The sequence below is a fragment of the Lentzea sp. NPDC102401 genome, from assembly GCF_044765805.1.
In the GTDB taxonomy this organism is placed as follows: Bacteria; Actinomycetota; Actinomycetes; order Mycobacteriales; family Pseudonocardiaceae; genus Lentzea; species Lentzea sokolovensis.
Genome location: NZ_JBIWKS010000016.1, coordinates 62,269 through 78,749, shown reverse-complemented (window position 1 = coordinate 78,749; position 16,481 = coordinate 62,269). Strand labels below are relative to the sequence as shown.

The following is a 16,481-nucleotide window of genomic DNA, read 5'->3' as shown; positions in this document are numbered from 1 at the left end:
CACTCTGCCCAATCTCAAGCCATGTGACAAGCACCACACGCCAAGATTCAAAACTGGTCGCCTCCCATCTACTGAATCGTTTTTGTGTCCGCGACCAGCCATGACTTACTGTGTGTGGCGTCACGCCCGTCTGTGGGACGCCACCGTTGTCGTCTCGTAAGGGCCCCACCACGGCCCGTGATGACCCGGAGACCCCCATGACCGAACTGCATCCTGTTCTGACAGAGGTGACACGCCGGATCGCCGCCCGAAGCGCCGATTCGCGTCGCGTGTACCTCGAACGCGTGGCCGCCGCCGCGCAGGACGGAACGTCCCGGTCCGGCTTCGCGTGCAGCAACCTGGCGCACGGCTTCGCCGGAATCACCGGCGGCGACAAGGCGGCGTTGCGCGCGCTGCGCAAGTCCAACGTCGCGATCGTGTCCTCCTACAACGACATGCTGTCGGCCCACCAGCCGTTCCAGGAGTACCCGTCCTGGATCAAGGACGCGGTCCGCGCCGTGGGCGGCGTGTCCCAGTTCGCGGGCGGCGTGCCCGCGATGTGCGACGGCATCACCCAGGGCCGTGAAGGCATGGAGCTGTCGCTGTTCAGCCGCGACGTCATCGCCATGTCGACCGGCGTGGCCCTGTCGCACGAGATGTTCGACGCCGCGGTGCTGCTGGGCGTCTGCGACAAGATCGTGCCGGGCCTGCTGATCGGCGCGCTGTCGTTCGGGCACCTGCCGGCGATCCTGGTGCCTGCGGGCCCGATGTCGTCCGGCCTGTCGAACAAGGAGAAGGCCCGCGTCCGGCAGCTCTACGCGGAGGGCAAGGCGTCGCGCGACGACCTGCTGGAGGCCGAGGCCGCCTCGTACCACTCACCCGGCACCTGCACGTTCTACGGCACCGCGAACTCGAACCAGATGGTCGTCGAGGTCATGGGCCTGCACCTGCCCGGCGCCTCGTTCGTCCCGCCTGGTACCACTCTGCGCCGCGCCCTGACCGAGCACGCCGGCCGCCGCGCCGTCGAGATGGCCAAGGGCGAGGGCTACACCCCGATCGCGCACATCGTCGACGAGAAGGCCGTGGTCAACGGCGTGGTCGCGCTGCTGGCCACCGGCGGCTCGACGAACCACACGATGCACCTGGTCGCCATCGCCGCCGCCGCGGGCATCGACCTGAGCTGGGACGACCTGAACGACCTGTCGGCGGTCGTGCCGCTGATCGCGCGGGTCTACCCGAACGGCAGCGCCGACATCAACCACTTCCAGGCCGCGGGCGGCGTCCAGTTCGTCGTCGGCACCCTGCTCGACGCCGGCCTGCTGCACGCCGACGTCAACACCGTCGCGGGCCACGGCCTGAACCGCTACCGCCAGGAGCCGATGCTGGCCGACGGCGAACTGGTCTGGGTCGACGGCCCCGGCCGCTCCCTGGACCTCGACGTCCTGCGCCCGGCCACGGACCCGTTCGCCTCCGACGGCGGCCTGCGCATGCTCACCGGCAACCTCGGCCGCGCGGTCATCAAGGTCTCCGCGGTGGCGACGGAGAACCACGTCGTCGAGGCCCCCGCCCGCGTCTTCACCACTCAGGAGGCGTTCCAGGAGGCCTTCCAGGCGGGCGAGCTCGACCGTGACGTGGTCGTCGTCGTCCGCCAGCAGGGCCCCCAGGCCAACGGCATGCCCGAACTCCACAAGCTGACGCCACCGCTCGGCGTGCTGATGGACCGCGGCCACAAGGTCGCCCTCGTGACCGACGGCCGCATGTCCGGCGCCTCGGGCAAGATCCCGGCCGCCATCCAGCTGACCCCGGAAGCCGCCGTCGGCGGCCCGCTCGGCCGGGTCCGCGACGGCGACGTCGTCCGGCTGGACGCCACCGCGGGCACGTTGGAGATCCAGGTGTCCGCGGAGGAACTGGCCACGCGCCCCCTGGTGGACTTCCCGCCGACGAGCCGCGAGTGGATGGGCACGGGCCGCGAGCTGTTCGCCGCGCTACGCCGTAGCGTCGGACCGGCCGACCGCGGCGCGACGGTGTTCGGCCCCATCACCGCCGACCACTTCGCCCCGGTCACCCACCACTAGCCCGCTGTCCGCTGTTCCTGACACCCGCATGGCCAATATATTGGCTCCAACACCACCGCTGACCTGCCCCTTAGCAACGAGTCTTTGGACTTCGTCCGCAAAAGACCCATTGCAAAGGGGCCGTTCAGCCTGACCACACCGCTCGCCCACAGCAGCCGACCTCTTGTCTCGCCGCCCCTGCCCGCCCACCTTTGCAATGAGTCTTTTGACTTCGTCCGCAAACGTTTTTTGCATCCGAGGCAGGCAGGACGAGCACGAGGCCGGCCTGCGATATATCGGTTTTCGATCAAGAGATCTGGCCAAGAGATCTGGCAAGGAGTGCACTCGTGACCAACGGTGACAATCTTCGGGTGACCACCGGGGCGGACCTGCTCGCACTGTCGCCCGTCATCCCCGTCGTCGTGGTCGACGACGCCGACCACGCGGTGCCGCTCGCCCAGGCACTGCTGCGCGGGGGCGTTCGCGTCATCGAGCTCACGCTGCGCACCCCTGCCGCGCTCGCCGCGATCGAGAACGTCGCGCGCGAGGTGCCGGAGATCGTGATCGGCGCGGGCACCGTCACGGCGCCGGAGCACGCGGAGCAGGCAGCGAAGGCCGGGGCCGCGTTCCTCGTCACCCCCGGCACGACCGACCGGGTGCTCGACGCCGCCGACGCGACCGGGCTGCCCTACCTGCCGGGCGCGGCGACGGTGTCCGAGGTGCTGCGGCTGGCCGAGCGCGGGCTGACCGCGCTGAAGTTCTTCCCGGCGGAGGCGGCGGGTGGCGTCGACTACCTGAAGTCGATCGGCGGCCCGGTCCCGCACGTGCGGTTCTGCCCGACGGGCGGCATCACGCCGCAGAGCGCGCCGAACTATCTTGCGCTGGCCAACGTCGGCTGCGTCGGCGGCTCGTGGCTGGCCCCGAAGGACGCCCTCGCGCAGGGCGACTGGGAGCGCGTCGAGATCCTCGCCAGGGAGTCCGTCCAGATGGGGTAACCCAGATCACGGACCGGAAGTTCGGCTCACATCACGAGACCGGCGTCCCACCACGTTGGATTGTTCACCCAACGGGAGGTGACGCCGGTCTCCAATTAACCGGGGTTTGAGGAAAAGTGAACCGAACGGCTACCAATTGAGATTTCAACCGGAATAACCCCAAACTCCCGGGTGTCACACTTGCTCGTTGCAATAACGCACGAGAGGAGCGGGTGTGGCTGTCCAGGAAGCCGACGTTGCGGGGTTGGTCGGAGAACAGCTGACTATGTCGGCATTCAACCAGCTGTCCGGCAGTCTGGGTGGTTATTCATTCGTCAAGGTGGTGGTCGACCGACAGAACGATACGATCCACTTCCTGAACAACGCACGTCACGAGTTCCACGCTCTCTACATCGGAACCGAGATCCTGGGCATCGCCGAGACCGAGATGCGTGCGCGGATCGACGAGTTCAACCAGAGCTTCTACCACGCCTCTGACCGGCGGTTCTTCCTCGGCATCCTGTCGCTGCACAAGCGCGAGGACAGGCGGATGTTCTCGCTGGAGACGGTCGAGGTCGACACCATGTCGGCGGACATGATCGAGTTCTTCCACGCCGAGGTGCGCAAGAACGTCGACGCAGCTGTGCCGTTGTTCTTCAAGCCGGCGAACCATCTTCAGGAACAGGAGATGGCGGAGCTGCCCGTGGAAAGGCTTCCACGGATCCTGGCGCACGAATTGTTCTCGACCGCCGAGTTCGTCGCGTTGAACCCCGGCATCACGAAGGGCCGTTTGCGCGCATTCCGCAGCGAGCAGGAGTACCGCGAGAACACGCTGGAGTGGTTCGACATCGTCGTGATGCACCGCGTTCCCGACGACATTCCGCGGCTCGCCGGCATCATCAACGCCGGGCACACCACTCCCCTGTCGCACACGAACGTCCTCGCGACCGGCTGGTCCATCCCGAACGCCATCCAGATCGGCGCGTTCGACCTGATCGATCGGGAGAACCTCGACGGCCAGTGGGTCGAGTACGAGGTGTCCCCGCGCGGCGCCGAGGTCGGGCTGCGCCTGATCGATGAGCCGCAGGACGCCGGCCAGCGGCCCGCCTGGTACGCGCAGCGCGTCACGCTCGACGAGCCCGAGCACACCTACAACCCGATCCTCGCCCTCGGCAGGATCCGCTACAACGACCGCCACCGCTACGGCACGAAGGCCGCGAACCTCGGCGAGCTGCACCACGTGCTCGCCACCGAGTCGCCGCGCCGTCTGCTCGGGTTCTTCTCGGTGCCGCGCCCGCCGCGCGACAACCTCATGCCCTACCTGGCGAAGCTGCTGAACAAGACCGAGGACGACGATCTGCTCGCCGCCGCCCAGCAGTTGCTCACGGAACGGGTTCGGGTCCCGCGCGGCGTCGCCCTCCCGTTCTCGATGCACCAGGGTTTCCTGGAGTCGTCGCCGAAGATCCAGCAGGCCATCGGCAAGCTGAAGATGGCGCTGGAGCTCAACGCCCGCGAGATCGAGCCGTTGTGCGTCGAGCTGCAGCAGCTGATCCGCAAGACCCGCGTGCCGGACTACCTGCTGTCCGAACTGGACACCGCGCTGGTCGAGAACCTCGCGGGCGTGCGGACGTTCGTGGTGCGCAGCTCGTCGAACGCCGAGGACCTCGCCGGGTTCTCCGCCGCGGGCATCTACGAGTCGTACAACCACGTGACCACTGCCGAAAAGATCGTGGAGTCGGTCAAGGAGGTGTGGGCGTCTCTCGTGTCCGCCCGCAGCGTGCGTCTTCGGCAGCAGGCGGGCATCTCGCTGGACGACTGCTTCATGGGCGTCGTGGTCCAGGAGCAGGTCAGGGCCGACTTCGGCGGGGTCATGGTCACGACGAACCCGATGAACCGCAACGACTTCCGCAACGTCTACGTCAACGTGTCGCCGAACGTCACCGACGTCGTCGAAGGCTCGAAGCAGCCGATGCAGTACCTCTACTCCACTGTCGAGGGTGGCGGCCGCACGGTCTCCCTCGGTGACGCCAAGGAAGATCTCGGCATCAAGGCCCACGCGCAGTTGCAACGGCTCGCGATCGTCGGACGGCTGCTGCAGGCGCACTTCTCGCCGGACTACACGTTCGACTCGCCGGTCGACATCGAGTGGCTCGCCACCGACGACGTCCTGTACGTCCTGCAGCTGCGGCCGTACTCGATCTGATGCTGGGTCTTCGCGTACCGGCGACTCCGGATGTGGCGCGTGCCGTCCGCCTGACGTACGGCTTCCAGTTCTTCTTCGGGCTGCTGCTGTGGATCCCGATCTTCTACGAGTACCAGAAGCAGCTCGGGCTCAGCGACGCCGAGATCTTCGGCATCCAGTCGATCTACTACATCGCGTTCTGCCTGCTGGAGATCCCGACCGGCATGGTCGCGGACCGCTTCGACTACCGCACGTCGCTGTGGCTCGGGGCGAGCGTGCTGGTCGTCGCGAACCTGGTGCCGGTGCTCGCCGGGAACTACACCGGGTTCCTGGTGCACTTCCTGCTGATCGCGCTGGCGAGGTCGTTGATCTCCGGTGCTCAGAGCGCGTACCTGTACGAGTACCTCCACGCGCACGACGCCGGGCACCTCTACCTGAAGGTCGAGGGCGTCGGACGGTCGTACAGCCTGGTCGGCAAGATCGTGTACTGGCCGGTGATCGGCCTGCTGATGCAGTGGAACATGCCGTCGCCGTACTGGCTCACCGCGATCAACGCCGCGATCGCCGTCGTGCTGGCGCTGCGGCTGCCGCCGATTCCGGGTTGGCAACGCCCGCAGGGCAAGACGGCAAAGCTGCTCGCGGGCGTCGGCGGCGCGTTCGGTTCGCTCAGGACGTCGCGCTGGCTGCTGTTGCTGATGATCCAGGGCATCGCGATGTTCACGCTGGTGCGGATCCTACAGGTGAACCTGTTCCAGCCGGTGCTGGAGTCGAAGGACGTCTCGGTCGGCTGGTACGGCTCGGTGCTCGCCGCGATGACGATCTTCGAGGCGATCGCGGCCGCCCGACCGCACTGGCTGTCGCGCAGGATCGGGCCGGCCAGATCGGTGTTCCTGCTGACCGTCGTGATGGCGCTGGCGATCGGCTTCGTCGTGCCGTCCGGCGGTGTCGTGACGATCGTGTTGCTGTGCCTGTTCTCCGTGACGGCGGGCATGAGCTTTCCCATCCAGAAGAAGCTGCTCAACGACGCGATCCCGGACTCCCGTTACCGCGCAACGCTTCTGTCGATGGAGTCCATCATGGACCGTGCCGTGTGCGCGGTCGTCGCGGTCGCGCTCGGCGCCTACCTCTCCAGCGGTCGGCTCGACGAGTTCCTGGTGCTGTCGTCGGTCGTCACCGTGATCATGATGGCGTTGCTGGCGGGGTTGCTGATCGCGGTCAGGACCACAAGGCGGCGACGAGCTCAGCTCGTCCCGTGATGCCGAGCTTGCGGTAGGCGCTCGACAGGTGCAGTTCGACGGTGCGGCGGGTGAGGTGCAGGGCTTCGGCGATCTGCCGGTTCGTCAGGCCCTGCGCCGCCATCCGCGCGACCCGGTTCTCCTGCTTGGTCAGGCCCTGCACCTGGTCGTCCTCGTCGCGGACCTCGTCGCCCGCGAGCTTGGCCAGCGGGTGCGCGCTGAGCTGGCGGGCCAGTTCGAACGCCTTGCGCAGGTGCGGGGCCGCCGCCTCGGTGCGGCCCTTGCGGCGCAGGTGGTGGCCGAGCCAGTAGGACGACTGGGCGTGCAGCAGCCGGTGCGGTGACGAGCCGAGGATCTGTTCCGCCTCAGCGAGGACGTCGACGTCGTCAGTGCTGATGCCGACGCTCATCATCGCGGTCCCGATCACCCTCGGAGACCCCCACCGCTTGGCCAGGTCGAGTTCCTCGTGCGCCAGCCGGGCGGCGTCGTCACGGTTGCCGAGTGCCAGGTAGGCGCGCACGGCGTGGTGCCGCCACGCCATCAGCGCGGGGTTGGGCATCTCGCGGGTGGCGAGCCGCCGGCCCGCCTCCAGCAGGTCCTCCAGCGCGCCCTCAGCGTGGCAGGACGCGAGCTTGAGCCGGCCGCGGGCATAGACGATGTTGATGTGCTGCAACAGGTTGCCGTCCTCGGCGACGAGCGGGGCGGCCTCGTCGAACTGCCCCATCTCGATGCAGACCTCGGCCAGCTTCGCGGTCGCGAGCACGACGGCGGGGCAGTCCCTGTTGCCGGTCGAGACCGGCGGCGTCAGGAACGTGTACGCGCGGGCCAGGTCGCCGCTGTTGTGGAAGGTCGAGGCGCGGGCGATCATGCTGAGCATCCCGCGCCGCAGGTGCGGGTCGTGCGAGACCGGCGCGGTGCTGTGCGAGAGCCAGAACTTGTTGATGTGCTCGGGATCGTCGCCGAGCACCGGCACCATGAACGTGAAGATGTAGGGCTCGCCGAAGACGTCGACCCAGTCGCCTTCGAGTGCTTCCAGCGCGTACTCGACGGCTTCGGAGTACGAGTCACCGCTGCGGGCGTTGCCGACCGCGAGCAACGCCGACCGGGCTCGCTTGAGGTTCGGGTCCTTCGGGACGTCGCCGACCAGGTCGTCGAAGTACCTGCCGGCGCAGTTGGCCATGTGCGCGTCGCGGTTGGCGGCCAGGAGATACGTGGTGCAGACGAGGTTCCAGACCTTGTCCCGGTCCTCCGGCAGCAGCCGCGCGACGACCATGATCGCCAGCGAGACCGCGAAGTGCGCGTCCGAGCCCGTGCACATGCGCTGGATCAACGACAGCGCGACGTTCGCGGCGAGGTTCGGGTCCTCGCACTGCACCAGGGCGTCGCGGACGCGATCGCGGCCCAGTGCGTTGTCCTGCAGGTGTTCTGTGTGACCGAGCTCGACCTCGATCGCCAGCCGGTCCTCATCGGACAGGTGCTCCTCGAGCGCCCGTTCCAGGTGCTCGACGCCGCCGACCTCGCGCAGCACGTCGACGGCCCACGGTAAACGGACGGATCTGGCCTTCAGCACGTGCTCGGCGACGCGCTCGTCGGGAGCGTCCGACTCGAACAGCAGCCAGGCGGCGCGGGCGTGCGCGGCGGAACGCACGGCGATCGGCATGTCGGCCAGGATGCTGTTGCGCACGAACGGATACCGGAACGTCAGCGGGTCGGTGTCGGCGAGCACGCCGAGGCGGACGAGCGTGTCGACGGCGGGCAGCGCGTCGAAGCCGGTGAGCGCGGACAGCAGTTCGAGGCCCGCGTCACCGTCCAGGACGGCTGCGGATCGGGCGACCTCGGCGGCTCCGGTGTACTCGCGCAGCCGCATGCCGATCATCTCGCCGACGGCCGCCGAACCCTCGCCCTCCTCGCGCAGCAAGGCCTGGAGGAGGTAGGGGTTGCCGCCGGTGAGCTCGTGGCAACGCCGCGCGTCACGGCCGGGGAAGGTTTCGGTGAGGCTTTCGATGGCCGCGACGTCGAGGCCGGCGAGATCGATCCGGTGCGGGTGGGCACCGGCGATCTCGGGCAGCGTGACCTCGTCGATGTTGAGGTAGCCCTGGGACGCACCCAGTGCGATGACGACCGGCATCTGCTGCAGCCGTGGACGCAGGTACGCGAGCGCGCGCTTGGAGAAGGTGTCGGCGACGTGCACATCGTCGATGACCATGAGAATGGGGCCCTTGCGCGCGGAGTTCGCGGCACGCGCGTACAGCTCTTCCAGGTCGTGTTCGTTGGCGAGACACGGCGCGAGCTGGCGCACCACCGCGCCGGGGAGGTGGCTCTCCAGGCGGGCGCTCTTGGCCAGGCGGACGGTGAACCCGCGTCCGCGGGCCTCGGCAGCGAGCGCGTCGAGCAGCGCCGTCTTGCCGATGCCGAACCCGCCGGTCACGACCACGCAGGAGCCCGTGCCCCGCACAGCGTCGTCCAGCAAGCGTCCGAGAGTCGCGAGTTCCGCGTCCCGGCCGAGCAGTGGAGATGTCACCTCTGTCTACCCCTGCCTTCGGTACCGAGAGGACCGCAGGTCGAAGGTTCGGTGGTTCCTTCGGTAGCGACCGTAAAGACCTGCGCTTCGTCGTCGGGCAAACTTACCCACAGGTAACGGTGAACGGAACTGTGAGCTGTTCGCAGTGGTGAGTGGGAGCGAGTGATGATCGTGGCCAGGCTGGTGCGCGGATGGCTCCGCCTCGCCTGCCTGCTCGCCGGCCCCCGCTCCGTGTCGCAGCGAGAGTTACACACGGCCGAGCCGCTCAAACGGCTGGGCGTGAGTGGACTGCGCGCGAGTGAGACTGCCGACATCGATCGGGTCGGCGTGCGAGGACAGCGACTCGACGACCGACAGCACCGCGGCGATGGCCACCACGACGCCCGCCGCCACCAGCAGGATGCTGCGGGCGATCGGGCACGGCTGACGCGCGCCGGGCGGGTTCTCCCGCAGCACCGGCCGCAACATCGGCGCGAACGTGCCGAAGTCGGCCACGTCGCGCTTGCAGTCTTCGCACCCGGCTAGGTGCCGGGAGAACATCACGTGCTCGGCCGCGTCGAGCACACCCAGCGCGTACCCCGCGACATCACCGCACGGCCCTTCCGGGCTCGTGCGGTTTTCGTCGTCCTGGTCCTGGTCCTGTGCTGCTCCTGCTCCCACGTGCTCGTGATGTGGTTGACGGGTCACCATCACTAGCTCCTGTCCTGCAGCGCCCGGCGGATCGTGTGCATCGCCTTGTACAGCCGGGACTTGACGGTTCCTTCGGGAATTCCGAGAACGATCGCGGCCTCCCTCACCGTTCGCCCCATGACATACGTTTCGTAGATGGCTGAACGGTGCTCGTCACTCAATTGGCGTACTACATCGGTAATGACCATCACCGAAAGTGTCTGTTCGGTGTCGTCCGGAGATTCGGCGATGTCCGGGCGCAACAATTCCACTTCCTGCGGGCGCGCCTGTCGGCTTCGCCATCCGTCGATCACAATGCGACGAGCCACAGTACAAAGCCAACCGCGCAACATCCCGGGTTCACGAACGAGATGCGCGGAGTTCTGCCAAGCCCTGATCAACGTCTCCTGAACAACGTCTTCCGTCCACTGGCGGTCGTAGTTGGTCAGGCACAGGACCTGCGAGAACAGCATCCGCTGAAACTGACCGTAGAGCAGCGTGAGCAATTCTTCGTCCTGGTGGGCTTGTGCGACCTTGCCCTGATCACCCATGAAGCTGACGACCTCCCCAGATATCGGCGACGGGTTCGCTTCGGGCGGCAGACCTAGCGACTCGGTGGCCGAGCGTGGAATCCTCCAGATAGTACATCCCGAACGCGAAAACCTCTCGGGTACGTAAATTCAGTCCGAATGGTTCGCAGATTGCTGTGTGATGCACGTCACATACATGTCTGAGCGCATCCGTGAACCCTGACCTCACCTGCGCGTATCACCTTTGAAGGCAGCTCGATCACGGGAGGGAACGGGCACTATGCGTCACCGGTTGGGCACGCTGGGGCAGCACGCAGCGCTGTTTACCATCCTGTCTGTCGTATTTCTGGGGGCTTTCATCGGAGTCGTCCCAGCCAATGCGCAATCGACAGAAGTGCAGTCGTCGGACCGCTCATTCATGGTATCTCTGCGCCAAGCAAACTCTTGGCTGGTACCGGTGAGCAAAGAAGCTCCGGCGCGGACGACGAATACAGGAATAGGCAACTCCGGACGGGACATCTTCGAAGGGCATTCACGACTCGACATCGACCTCCTGAAATCCGCCGAAGGACTCGGCGTGGTCCTGCCGAACGACGTCAGCAGTGAGCACCAGGCGCTCATCGACGAGATGGCGCAACGCACCGGGGACAACCACGACCGCGCCTACGCGACGATCGTCCGGCAGACCCAGGGCGGCCTTCTCGTCATGGCCGTGCAAACGCGGGCAACAACGCAGAACACCACAATTCGCACACTCGCCCACCAGACCGTGCAAATGCTGATTCGTACGATGACGGTTCTGGAGAACACCGGCAAGGTCGACCCGTCGGCACTCGAATTGGTGACGGCCAAGGCTCAGGTGAACGCGGTCCGCGTCATCGGCCAGAACATCGAACCGTCGGACCGGGAATTGCTCGTGATGCTCACCCAGCATTCGCTTTGGCAGAAACCGTCCAGCCGCGAGAGCTCCGATCGCGCCCGGGACGCGAAGGTCCGCAAGGTCGCGGGCCAGCTCGCCGCCGAGCACACCCAGCTGACCCAGGCGGTCACCGAGGCCGCCCGGCAGATCGGTGTGGACCTCCCGGTCGAACCGACGACGGAACAGAAGTCGTGGGCGAACGCCATCTCGTCCAGTTCCGGCGACGATCTCGACCGCATGTACGCGAACCTGTCCCGCGCCGCCGACGGCTCGCTCATCACTCAGGTCGCCCACGCCCGCGCGACGACCAAGAACGTCCCCGCGCGCATCGCCGCGCAGACCGCCCTGACCCTCCTGCTCAAGCACATGCTCCTGCTGGAGAGCACCGGCCTGGTGAAGGCGAACTCGCTGCAGATGACGAACGTCCCGCCCATCGCGCAGCAGAAGTCCAACAGCAGCCCGCCGCCCCAGCCCGACGACTCGTCCACGAGCGTCGGTTTCCTCACCGGCATCGCCGTACTCGTCGTCGCCGGCGCAGGCACCCTCTGGCTCGTCCGAGCCATCGGCCATCACGGCGAACACCGCCGCTGACCACTTGCCCACCGATATATCGGCTGCCGCCCTCGCCAACCGATATATGGGCGCCCGGCGGGCCTCCGCAGCCCGCCGGGCGCACCTCATCTACACCTTTGCAACGACTCTTTTGACGACGAAGTCCAAAGTGTCATTGCTAAGGGCCAGGTCAGCAGGGGTGGCGGGTTGACATAATCAAGGTGAACGTGCAAACAGGCCGAGCAGCACTGGGCCCGGCCGAACCGATATATGGATCTTGGAGCGTGGTTCGAGTCTGCCGGCGGCGGCTTACGGACGTGTCGAGGTCCGTGCCGTGTCCACCCGTTCGACGGTGTGCGCCTCGGTGGGATCGACCGCCTCCCACTTGCCGGCGAGCCGGTCGATCACGGCGGCCGGTACCGGTTCCAGACGGACGCGGTTGCGCGCGTGGATCACGGTCTTCGGCGCTTCGAGGCCGATCAGGGTGATCCGGGCGTGGTAGTCGGCCGCGAGTCCGATGCAGCGCTCACGAATTTGCTGGGAGATGTTGGTCGCGTTCCAGACGAACCGCTCCCCCGCCCGCAGGAGCACGCGGGCTTCCTCGAACGCGGCGGCGGCCACCGCGCGTTGGTCGCCGTCAGGGTCGATGCCGAGCCGGGAGCGCACCGTGTCGAGGCTTACCACGCGCCAGTCCGGCCGGTGCTGGGCGATCCAGTGGTCCTTGCCTACTCCCGGCAGGCCGGACAGCACTGTCACCTCGACGCGCGTGTCGTCGTAGGCGGCGTAGTCCGGGTCGCGGCCGGGCGTGTGGAAGTACTGGAAGCGGGCATGGTCGGACGGGAAGGCGCGGGGCCGGTCGAGGCAGTCGCGTTCGCGGCAGTACTCCTCGAACAGCGCGATGTTGTCCAGCACCGAGTCGGCGTCGCCGCAGATCCGGCCGAGGATGTCGGCGCGGGCGAGCGTCGCGAGGTCGTCGTTGCGCGCGAGCAGGCTCACCCGGAACGCGATGCGGTCGAGATCGGGACGTTCCAGTGCCCAGAACGGCACCTGGTGGTGCCGGATCAGCGCGGCGACGTGCTCGCGCCAGGCGATCGGGCGTCCCATCTCCCACAGCAGCTTGCGCGCCAGCAGATCTCCGGCGCGCGAGTGTCCGTGCGCGGTGACTCGGCCGTCCGCGATCTGTGTGCGGAACGGCTTCGCGGCGTCGTGCAGCAGCACCGTCGTGAACAACCGCACGCGGTCCGGTTCGGGACGCGCACGCCATTCGGGCAGCGACACCAGGGCCTCGCAGGCCATCCGGGTGTGCGTGGCGACGTCGCCTTCGGCGTGGTGCACCGGGTCCTGCGGCACGCCTTCCATTGCGCGCACCCACGGGAACGCCGAGCGGACGGCGTCCCAGTCGAGCGTCCAGTGCGGACCCGAGGGGCAGAGTCGCTCAAACATGGGCCGCCACCTGGTTCGGCAGGATCGGGCGGTTCTGCCAGTGGCTGCCCGAGTCCAGCACGGCGGTGACGAACGTCGGCCGCACCCACTTGTAGCGCTCGACCGTGCGCCCGTCCTCCTCCACCTTGATGTAGAGGCCTTCCATGTCGTCGTCCGAATCCGTCTCCGCGACAACGACTTCTGGATCCTGCCCCGCCGCCCGCACCGCCTCAACCAACGCGTCACGCCACCCCGGAGTGCGGCACCGGGACGGGCCGATCAACGCGGTGAGGTCTTTCAACCGAAGCAACGGCCCCTCGTGCAACACCGGCACGGACACCACCGGCGTGCCCGCGAGCACCCGGCGACGTTCCGGCGTGGACAGGAACTCCCCGGAAGAGCGGTCGAGCAGGTCGAACTCGCAGAAGTGGTGCGGCAGCGCGTCGTAGAACACGGTGTGCTTGGCGTACAACCATTCCCCGTAGAGCACGTACCGTGTGCCGAGCCTCTCCCACAGCACGCCCTGGTGCGTCGCGGCCCACGCCTTCAACGGTGCGAACTGCCGTTCCCGCGGCCCGCCCGCCAGGAAATGGCCGCGTGACTGGAGTTTCAGCACACCGCCGGAGTCGAAGCTGATGCCCGCGTTGGCGCCGTCGAGCTTCTCCTCGACGACGAGGTGCCGCCCCGCGATCGCGCGGAACGGCACCTGGTCGAGGTCCTCGTCGCCCGGTTGCAGGCGCGAGCCCTCCAGGTGGGGCGTTCGCGGGTACTTGCGCAACATGCCCCGATTTGTATCCCGTTCGCGCGCCCGCGAGCGAACGGTTTACGCCTGGCCGACGAACGCCGCCTTGTCGGAGTTGAAGGTCGGCTCGAACACGAGCTGCATCTCACCGGGCTGCGCGCCGACCGCGTACGCGACGTGGAAGGTGTAGGTCTTGCCCGGCAGCACGGTCGCCGAGTCGAACGTGCTGTCGCAGCCGCCGCTGCTGTCGAACACCATGTCGGCCTTCTGCCCGTTGAACTGCGCGTCGGTGCCGACCGACATCAGCGCGGTCTCGAACGCGGCACTCGTCCCGTTGGTGATGGTGATTTCGAACTTGACGGCGCGGGCGATTTTCGGCGGCGCCGCGTACTGGCCGGGTGTGCACGCGACCGGCGCGGCGACGTCGACGGAGAGGCCGTTCGCCCACGAGTACCGCTTGCCCCACGTGGGATTCTCGGCGATCGCGTCCTGCCGGGCGGTCTCACCGGGCGCGCCGACCTGCCCTTGGTTCACGTCACCGTTGAGGATCTTGTCGAACTCTTTGGCCGCGGCCTGCTGCGCCACCACGGTGAAGACGATCGCCAGGACACAAAGGACGACACCGACCGCCGCGAGAACCTTGCGGGTGCCGAACAACGCGATGACGCCGAGCACGATCCCGACGAACGCGGCGATCGCTGTGAGGTTGTTGAGGAAGATGACCCATGAGCCGACGACACCGACGATCCCGAGGATCACCGCGGTCCAGGCGAGCGCACCGAATCTTGTGGGTTTCCGCGGTGCTACCGGAGGCGGGGCGTAGACGGGCGGCGGATAGGTCATCACGGCTCCTGGCGGTTGCGATGTGTGACCACGACGTCGATTGGTCTGCTTTACCCGTTAGCGGCGCCCGGCAGCGTCACTCGATCGAGTTACGATCGGCCAGTCAGCCGACTCCCGAAGGTAGCGAAGCGACTACGATCCGTACATGGCACGACGACTCGCCGGAATCCTGCTCGCAGCGATCGCCGTGCTCGGCGTGACGACGACACCGGCACAGGCCGCCGTCGACTTCACCGGCGTGGTGAAACTGAGCAACTGCTCCGGCTCGCTGGTCCGCCTGCCTTCCTCGGCTCCCGTGGACCAGGCGCTCGTCCTCACGAACGGCCACTGCGTCGAGCTCATGAAGCCGGGCCAGGTGATCGTCGACAAGCCGGTGGACCGCACGTTCACGCTGCTCGGCGGCTCCGGTGCGGAGATCGGGAAGCTGAAGAGCTCCAAGATCGTCTACGCGACGATGACCGGCACCGACGCCGCGCTCTACCGGCTCGACTCGACGTACCAGCAGATCCAGCGGCAGCACGGCGGTCGCGCGCTCGAACTGTCGGCTTCGCGGCCCGCCGCCAGGACGGAGATCCAGATCGTCTCCGGGTACTGGAAGAAGATCTACTCCTGCCAGATCGACGGCTTCGTCCACCAGGTCAAGGAAGCCAGTTGGACGTGGCATGACTCGCTGCGCTACACGCCCTCGTGCGACACCATCGGCGGCACGTCGGGTTCGCCGATCATCGACAACGCGAGCGGCAAGGTCGTCGGTGTCAACAACACCGGCAACGAGAGCGGCGGCCGCTGCACGATGAACAACCCGTGCGAGGTCGACGCCGACGGCAAGATCACCGTTCGCAAGGGCACCAACTACGGCCAGCAGACCTTCGGCTTCGCCTCCTGCTTCGGCTCCGGCACGACGCTGAACCTGGCGCTGCCCGGCTGCACGCTCGCGAAGCCCTGAGAACGCGGGGAATCCGGGACGCCCCTGCCCGCGTCCCGGATTCCCCGTCTTTCGTCCTCAGAACTACCGCGCGGCGCGCGCGATCAGGTCGGCCACGGTGTCCGGCTGCGACACCGCCACCGAGTGCGAGGCGCCCCGGACCTCGACGACCGCACGGGCGTGGGCGCGCTCGGCCATCCACTTCTGCGCGGCGATCGGGATGTTCTTGTCCTTGCCCGCCACCACGAAGTACGACGGGATGGTGTGCCACGCGGGCTCGCCGGCCTTCTCGGTCAGCGCGGTGTCGTTGATCGGCCGCTGTGTCGCCGCCGCCAGCGTCGCGTCCTTGCGGGACACGTCGGCCGCGAACTGCTGCCAGTACTTGTCCTGCTGGATCGTCAGGTCCTTGCTGCCGTCTCCGATGTCGATCGTCGACAGCGTGTCGCCGAGGGTGCTGCCCGGGAACTTGTTCGACAGTTCGAGGGCGCTCTCGCCCTTCTCCGGTGCGAACGCCGCGACGTAGACGAGCGACTTCACGTTCGGGTTGCCGAGCGCCGCCTGCGACTGGACCATGCCGCCGTAGGAATGTCCGGCGAGAACGATCGGGCCGTCGATCGAGGCGAGCACCTTGCGCAGGTAGTTCGCGTCGCCGGTGACGGACCGGAGCGGGTTCGCGACCGCGACGACCGGGAATCCCTTGCGCTGCAGGCGTTCCACGACACCGTTCCAGCTGGACGCGTCGGCGAACGCACCGTGCACCAGCACGACGGTCGGCTTCTTGGCGCCCTGCTTCTCGGTCTCCTCCGCGGCACCGGCGCCGGACGGAACAACGGCAGCCAGCGCCAGCAGCGTCCCCAGAACCGCGAACACCTTGCGAACTCGCATTGGTCTCTCACTCTCTCGTCGGCCACCTTGACGGTGGTGCATCGCGCTC

Annotated in this window: 13 protein-coding genes; 6 read left to right on the top strand and 7 right to left on the bottom strand. The window is 67.4% G+C overall.

The window, feature by feature from the left end; all coding sequences use genetic code 11:
• The first annotated feature begins 197 nt into the window (after positions 1-197).
• The 4 genes from edd to ACIRG5_RS40555 all read left to right on the top strand — a co-directional run bounded on the left by edd (position 198) and on the right by ACIRG5_RS40555 (position 6,445).
• Complete coding sequence (edd, locus tag ACIRG5_RS40570) at positions 198-2,054, top strand: phosphogluconate dehydratase (protein WP_402915321.1); 1,857 nt, start codon at positions 198-200, stop codon at positions 2,052-2,054.
• A gap of 350 nt (positions 2,055-2,404) precedes the next feature.
• Positions 2,405-3,028 (top strand): bifunctional 4-hydroxy-2-oxoglutarate aldolase/2-dehydro-3-deoxy-phosphogluconate aldolase, encoded by a 624-nt coding sequence (gene eda / locus ACIRG5_RS40565; protein WP_402915612.1) that lies wholly within the window; start codon positions 2,405-2,407, stop codon positions 3,026-3,028.
• A gap of 319 nt (positions 3,029-3,347) precedes the next feature.
• A complete protein-coding gene (locus ACIRG5_RS40560) occupies positions 3,348-5,210 on the top strand; it encodes a PEP/pyruvate-binding domain-containing protein (RefSeq protein WP_402915318.1) in 1,863 nt (620 codons plus the stop codon).
• Positions 5,210-6,445: an MFS transporter gene (locus ACIRG5_RS40555; RefSeq protein ID WP_402915315.1), complete on the top strand. Its 1,236-nt coding sequence runs from the start codon at positions 5,210-5,212 to the stop codon at positions 6,443-6,445. Before ACIRG5_RS40560 ends, ACIRG5_RS40555 begins: the two co-directional genes overlap by 1 nt.
• Here ACIRG5_RS40555 and ACIRG5_RS40550 read toward each other — a convergent pair.
• The 3 genes from ACIRG5_RS40550 to ACIRG5_RS40540 form a co-directional block, all read right to left on the bottom strand.
• Positions 6,405-8,945, bottom strand: a complete 2,541-nt coding sequence (locus ACIRG5_RS40550; protein WP_402915312.1) for a LuxR C-terminal-related transcriptional regulator — start codon at positions 8,943-8,945, stop codon at positions 6,405-6,407. The two genes, ACIRG5_RS40555 and ACIRG5_RS40550, sit on opposite strands and share 41 nt — an antisense overlap.
• A 246-nt stretch (positions 8,946-9,191) precedes the next feature.
• A complete protein-coding gene (locus ACIRG5_RS40545; RefSeq protein ID WP_402915310.1) occupies positions 9,192-9,605 on the bottom strand; it encodes a zf-HC2 domain-containing protein in 414 nt (137 codons plus the stop codon).
• A 32-nt stretch (positions 9,606-9,637) separates the two neighbouring features.
• A complete protein-coding gene (locus tag ACIRG5_RS40540) occupies positions 9,638-10,165 on the bottom strand; it encodes a sigma-70 family RNA polymerase sigma factor (RefSeq protein WP_319978331.1) in 528 nt (175 codons plus the stop codon).
• A 259-nt stretch (positions 10,166-10,424) separates the two neighbouring features.
• Between ACIRG5_RS40540 and ACIRG5_RS40535 the strand changes: the two genes are divergently transcribed.
• Complete coding sequence (locus ACIRG5_RS40535; RefSeq protein WP_402915307.1) at positions 10,425-11,654, top strand: DUF4142 domain-containing protein; 1,230 nt, start codon at positions 10,425-10,427, stop codon at positions 11,652-11,654.
• A 270-nt stretch (positions 11,655-11,924) separates the two neighbouring features.
• Here ACIRG5_RS40535 and ACIRG5_RS40530 read toward each other — a convergent pair whose 3' ends face one another.
• Genes ACIRG5_RS40530 through ACIRG5_RS40520 form a run of 3 tightly spaced genes read right to left on the bottom strand, consistent with a single transcriptional unit; the run spans position 11,925 to position 14,622 of the window.
• The gene (locus tag ACIRG5_RS40530) at positions 11,925-13,058 is read right to left on the bottom strand and encodes an AAA family ATPase (RefSeq protein ID WP_402915305.1); all 1,134 of its coding nucleotides are present in this window, start codon (positions 13,056-13,058) and stop codon (positions 11,925-11,927) included.
• Positions 13,051-13,818, bottom strand: coding sequence for an RNA ligase family protein (locus ACIRG5_RS40525; RefSeq protein WP_402915302.1), 768 nt, complete (start codon positions 13,816-13,818; stop codon positions 13,051-13,053). Before ACIRG5_RS40525 ends, ACIRG5_RS40530 begins: the two co-directional genes overlap by 8 nt.
• A gap of 42 nt (positions 13,819-13,860) precedes the next feature.
• Positions 13,861-14,622 (bottom strand): hypothetical protein, encoded by a 762-nt coding sequence (locus ACIRG5_RS40520; protein WP_402915299.1) that lies wholly within the window; start codon positions 14,620-14,622, stop codon positions 13,861-13,863.
• A 145-nt stretch (positions 14,623-14,767) separates the two neighbouring features.
• Between ACIRG5_RS40520 and ACIRG5_RS40515 the strand changes: the two genes are divergently transcribed.
• Positions 14,768-15,568, top strand: a complete 801-nt coding sequence (locus ACIRG5_RS40515; RefSeq protein WP_402915296.1) for a serine protease — start codon at positions 14,768-14,770, stop codon at positions 15,566-15,568.
• A 63-nt stretch (positions 15,569-15,631) separates the two neighbouring features.
• Here the strand turns inward: ACIRG5_RS40515 and ACIRG5_RS40510 are convergent, their stop codons facing one another.
• On the bottom strand, positions 15,632-16,432 hold the full coding sequence (locus ACIRG5_RS40510; RefSeq protein WP_402915293.1) for an alpha/beta fold hydrolase: 801 nt from the start codon (positions 16,430-16,432) through the stop codon (positions 15,632-15,634).
• Between the last annotated feature and the right edge of the window lie 49 nt (positions 16,433-16,481).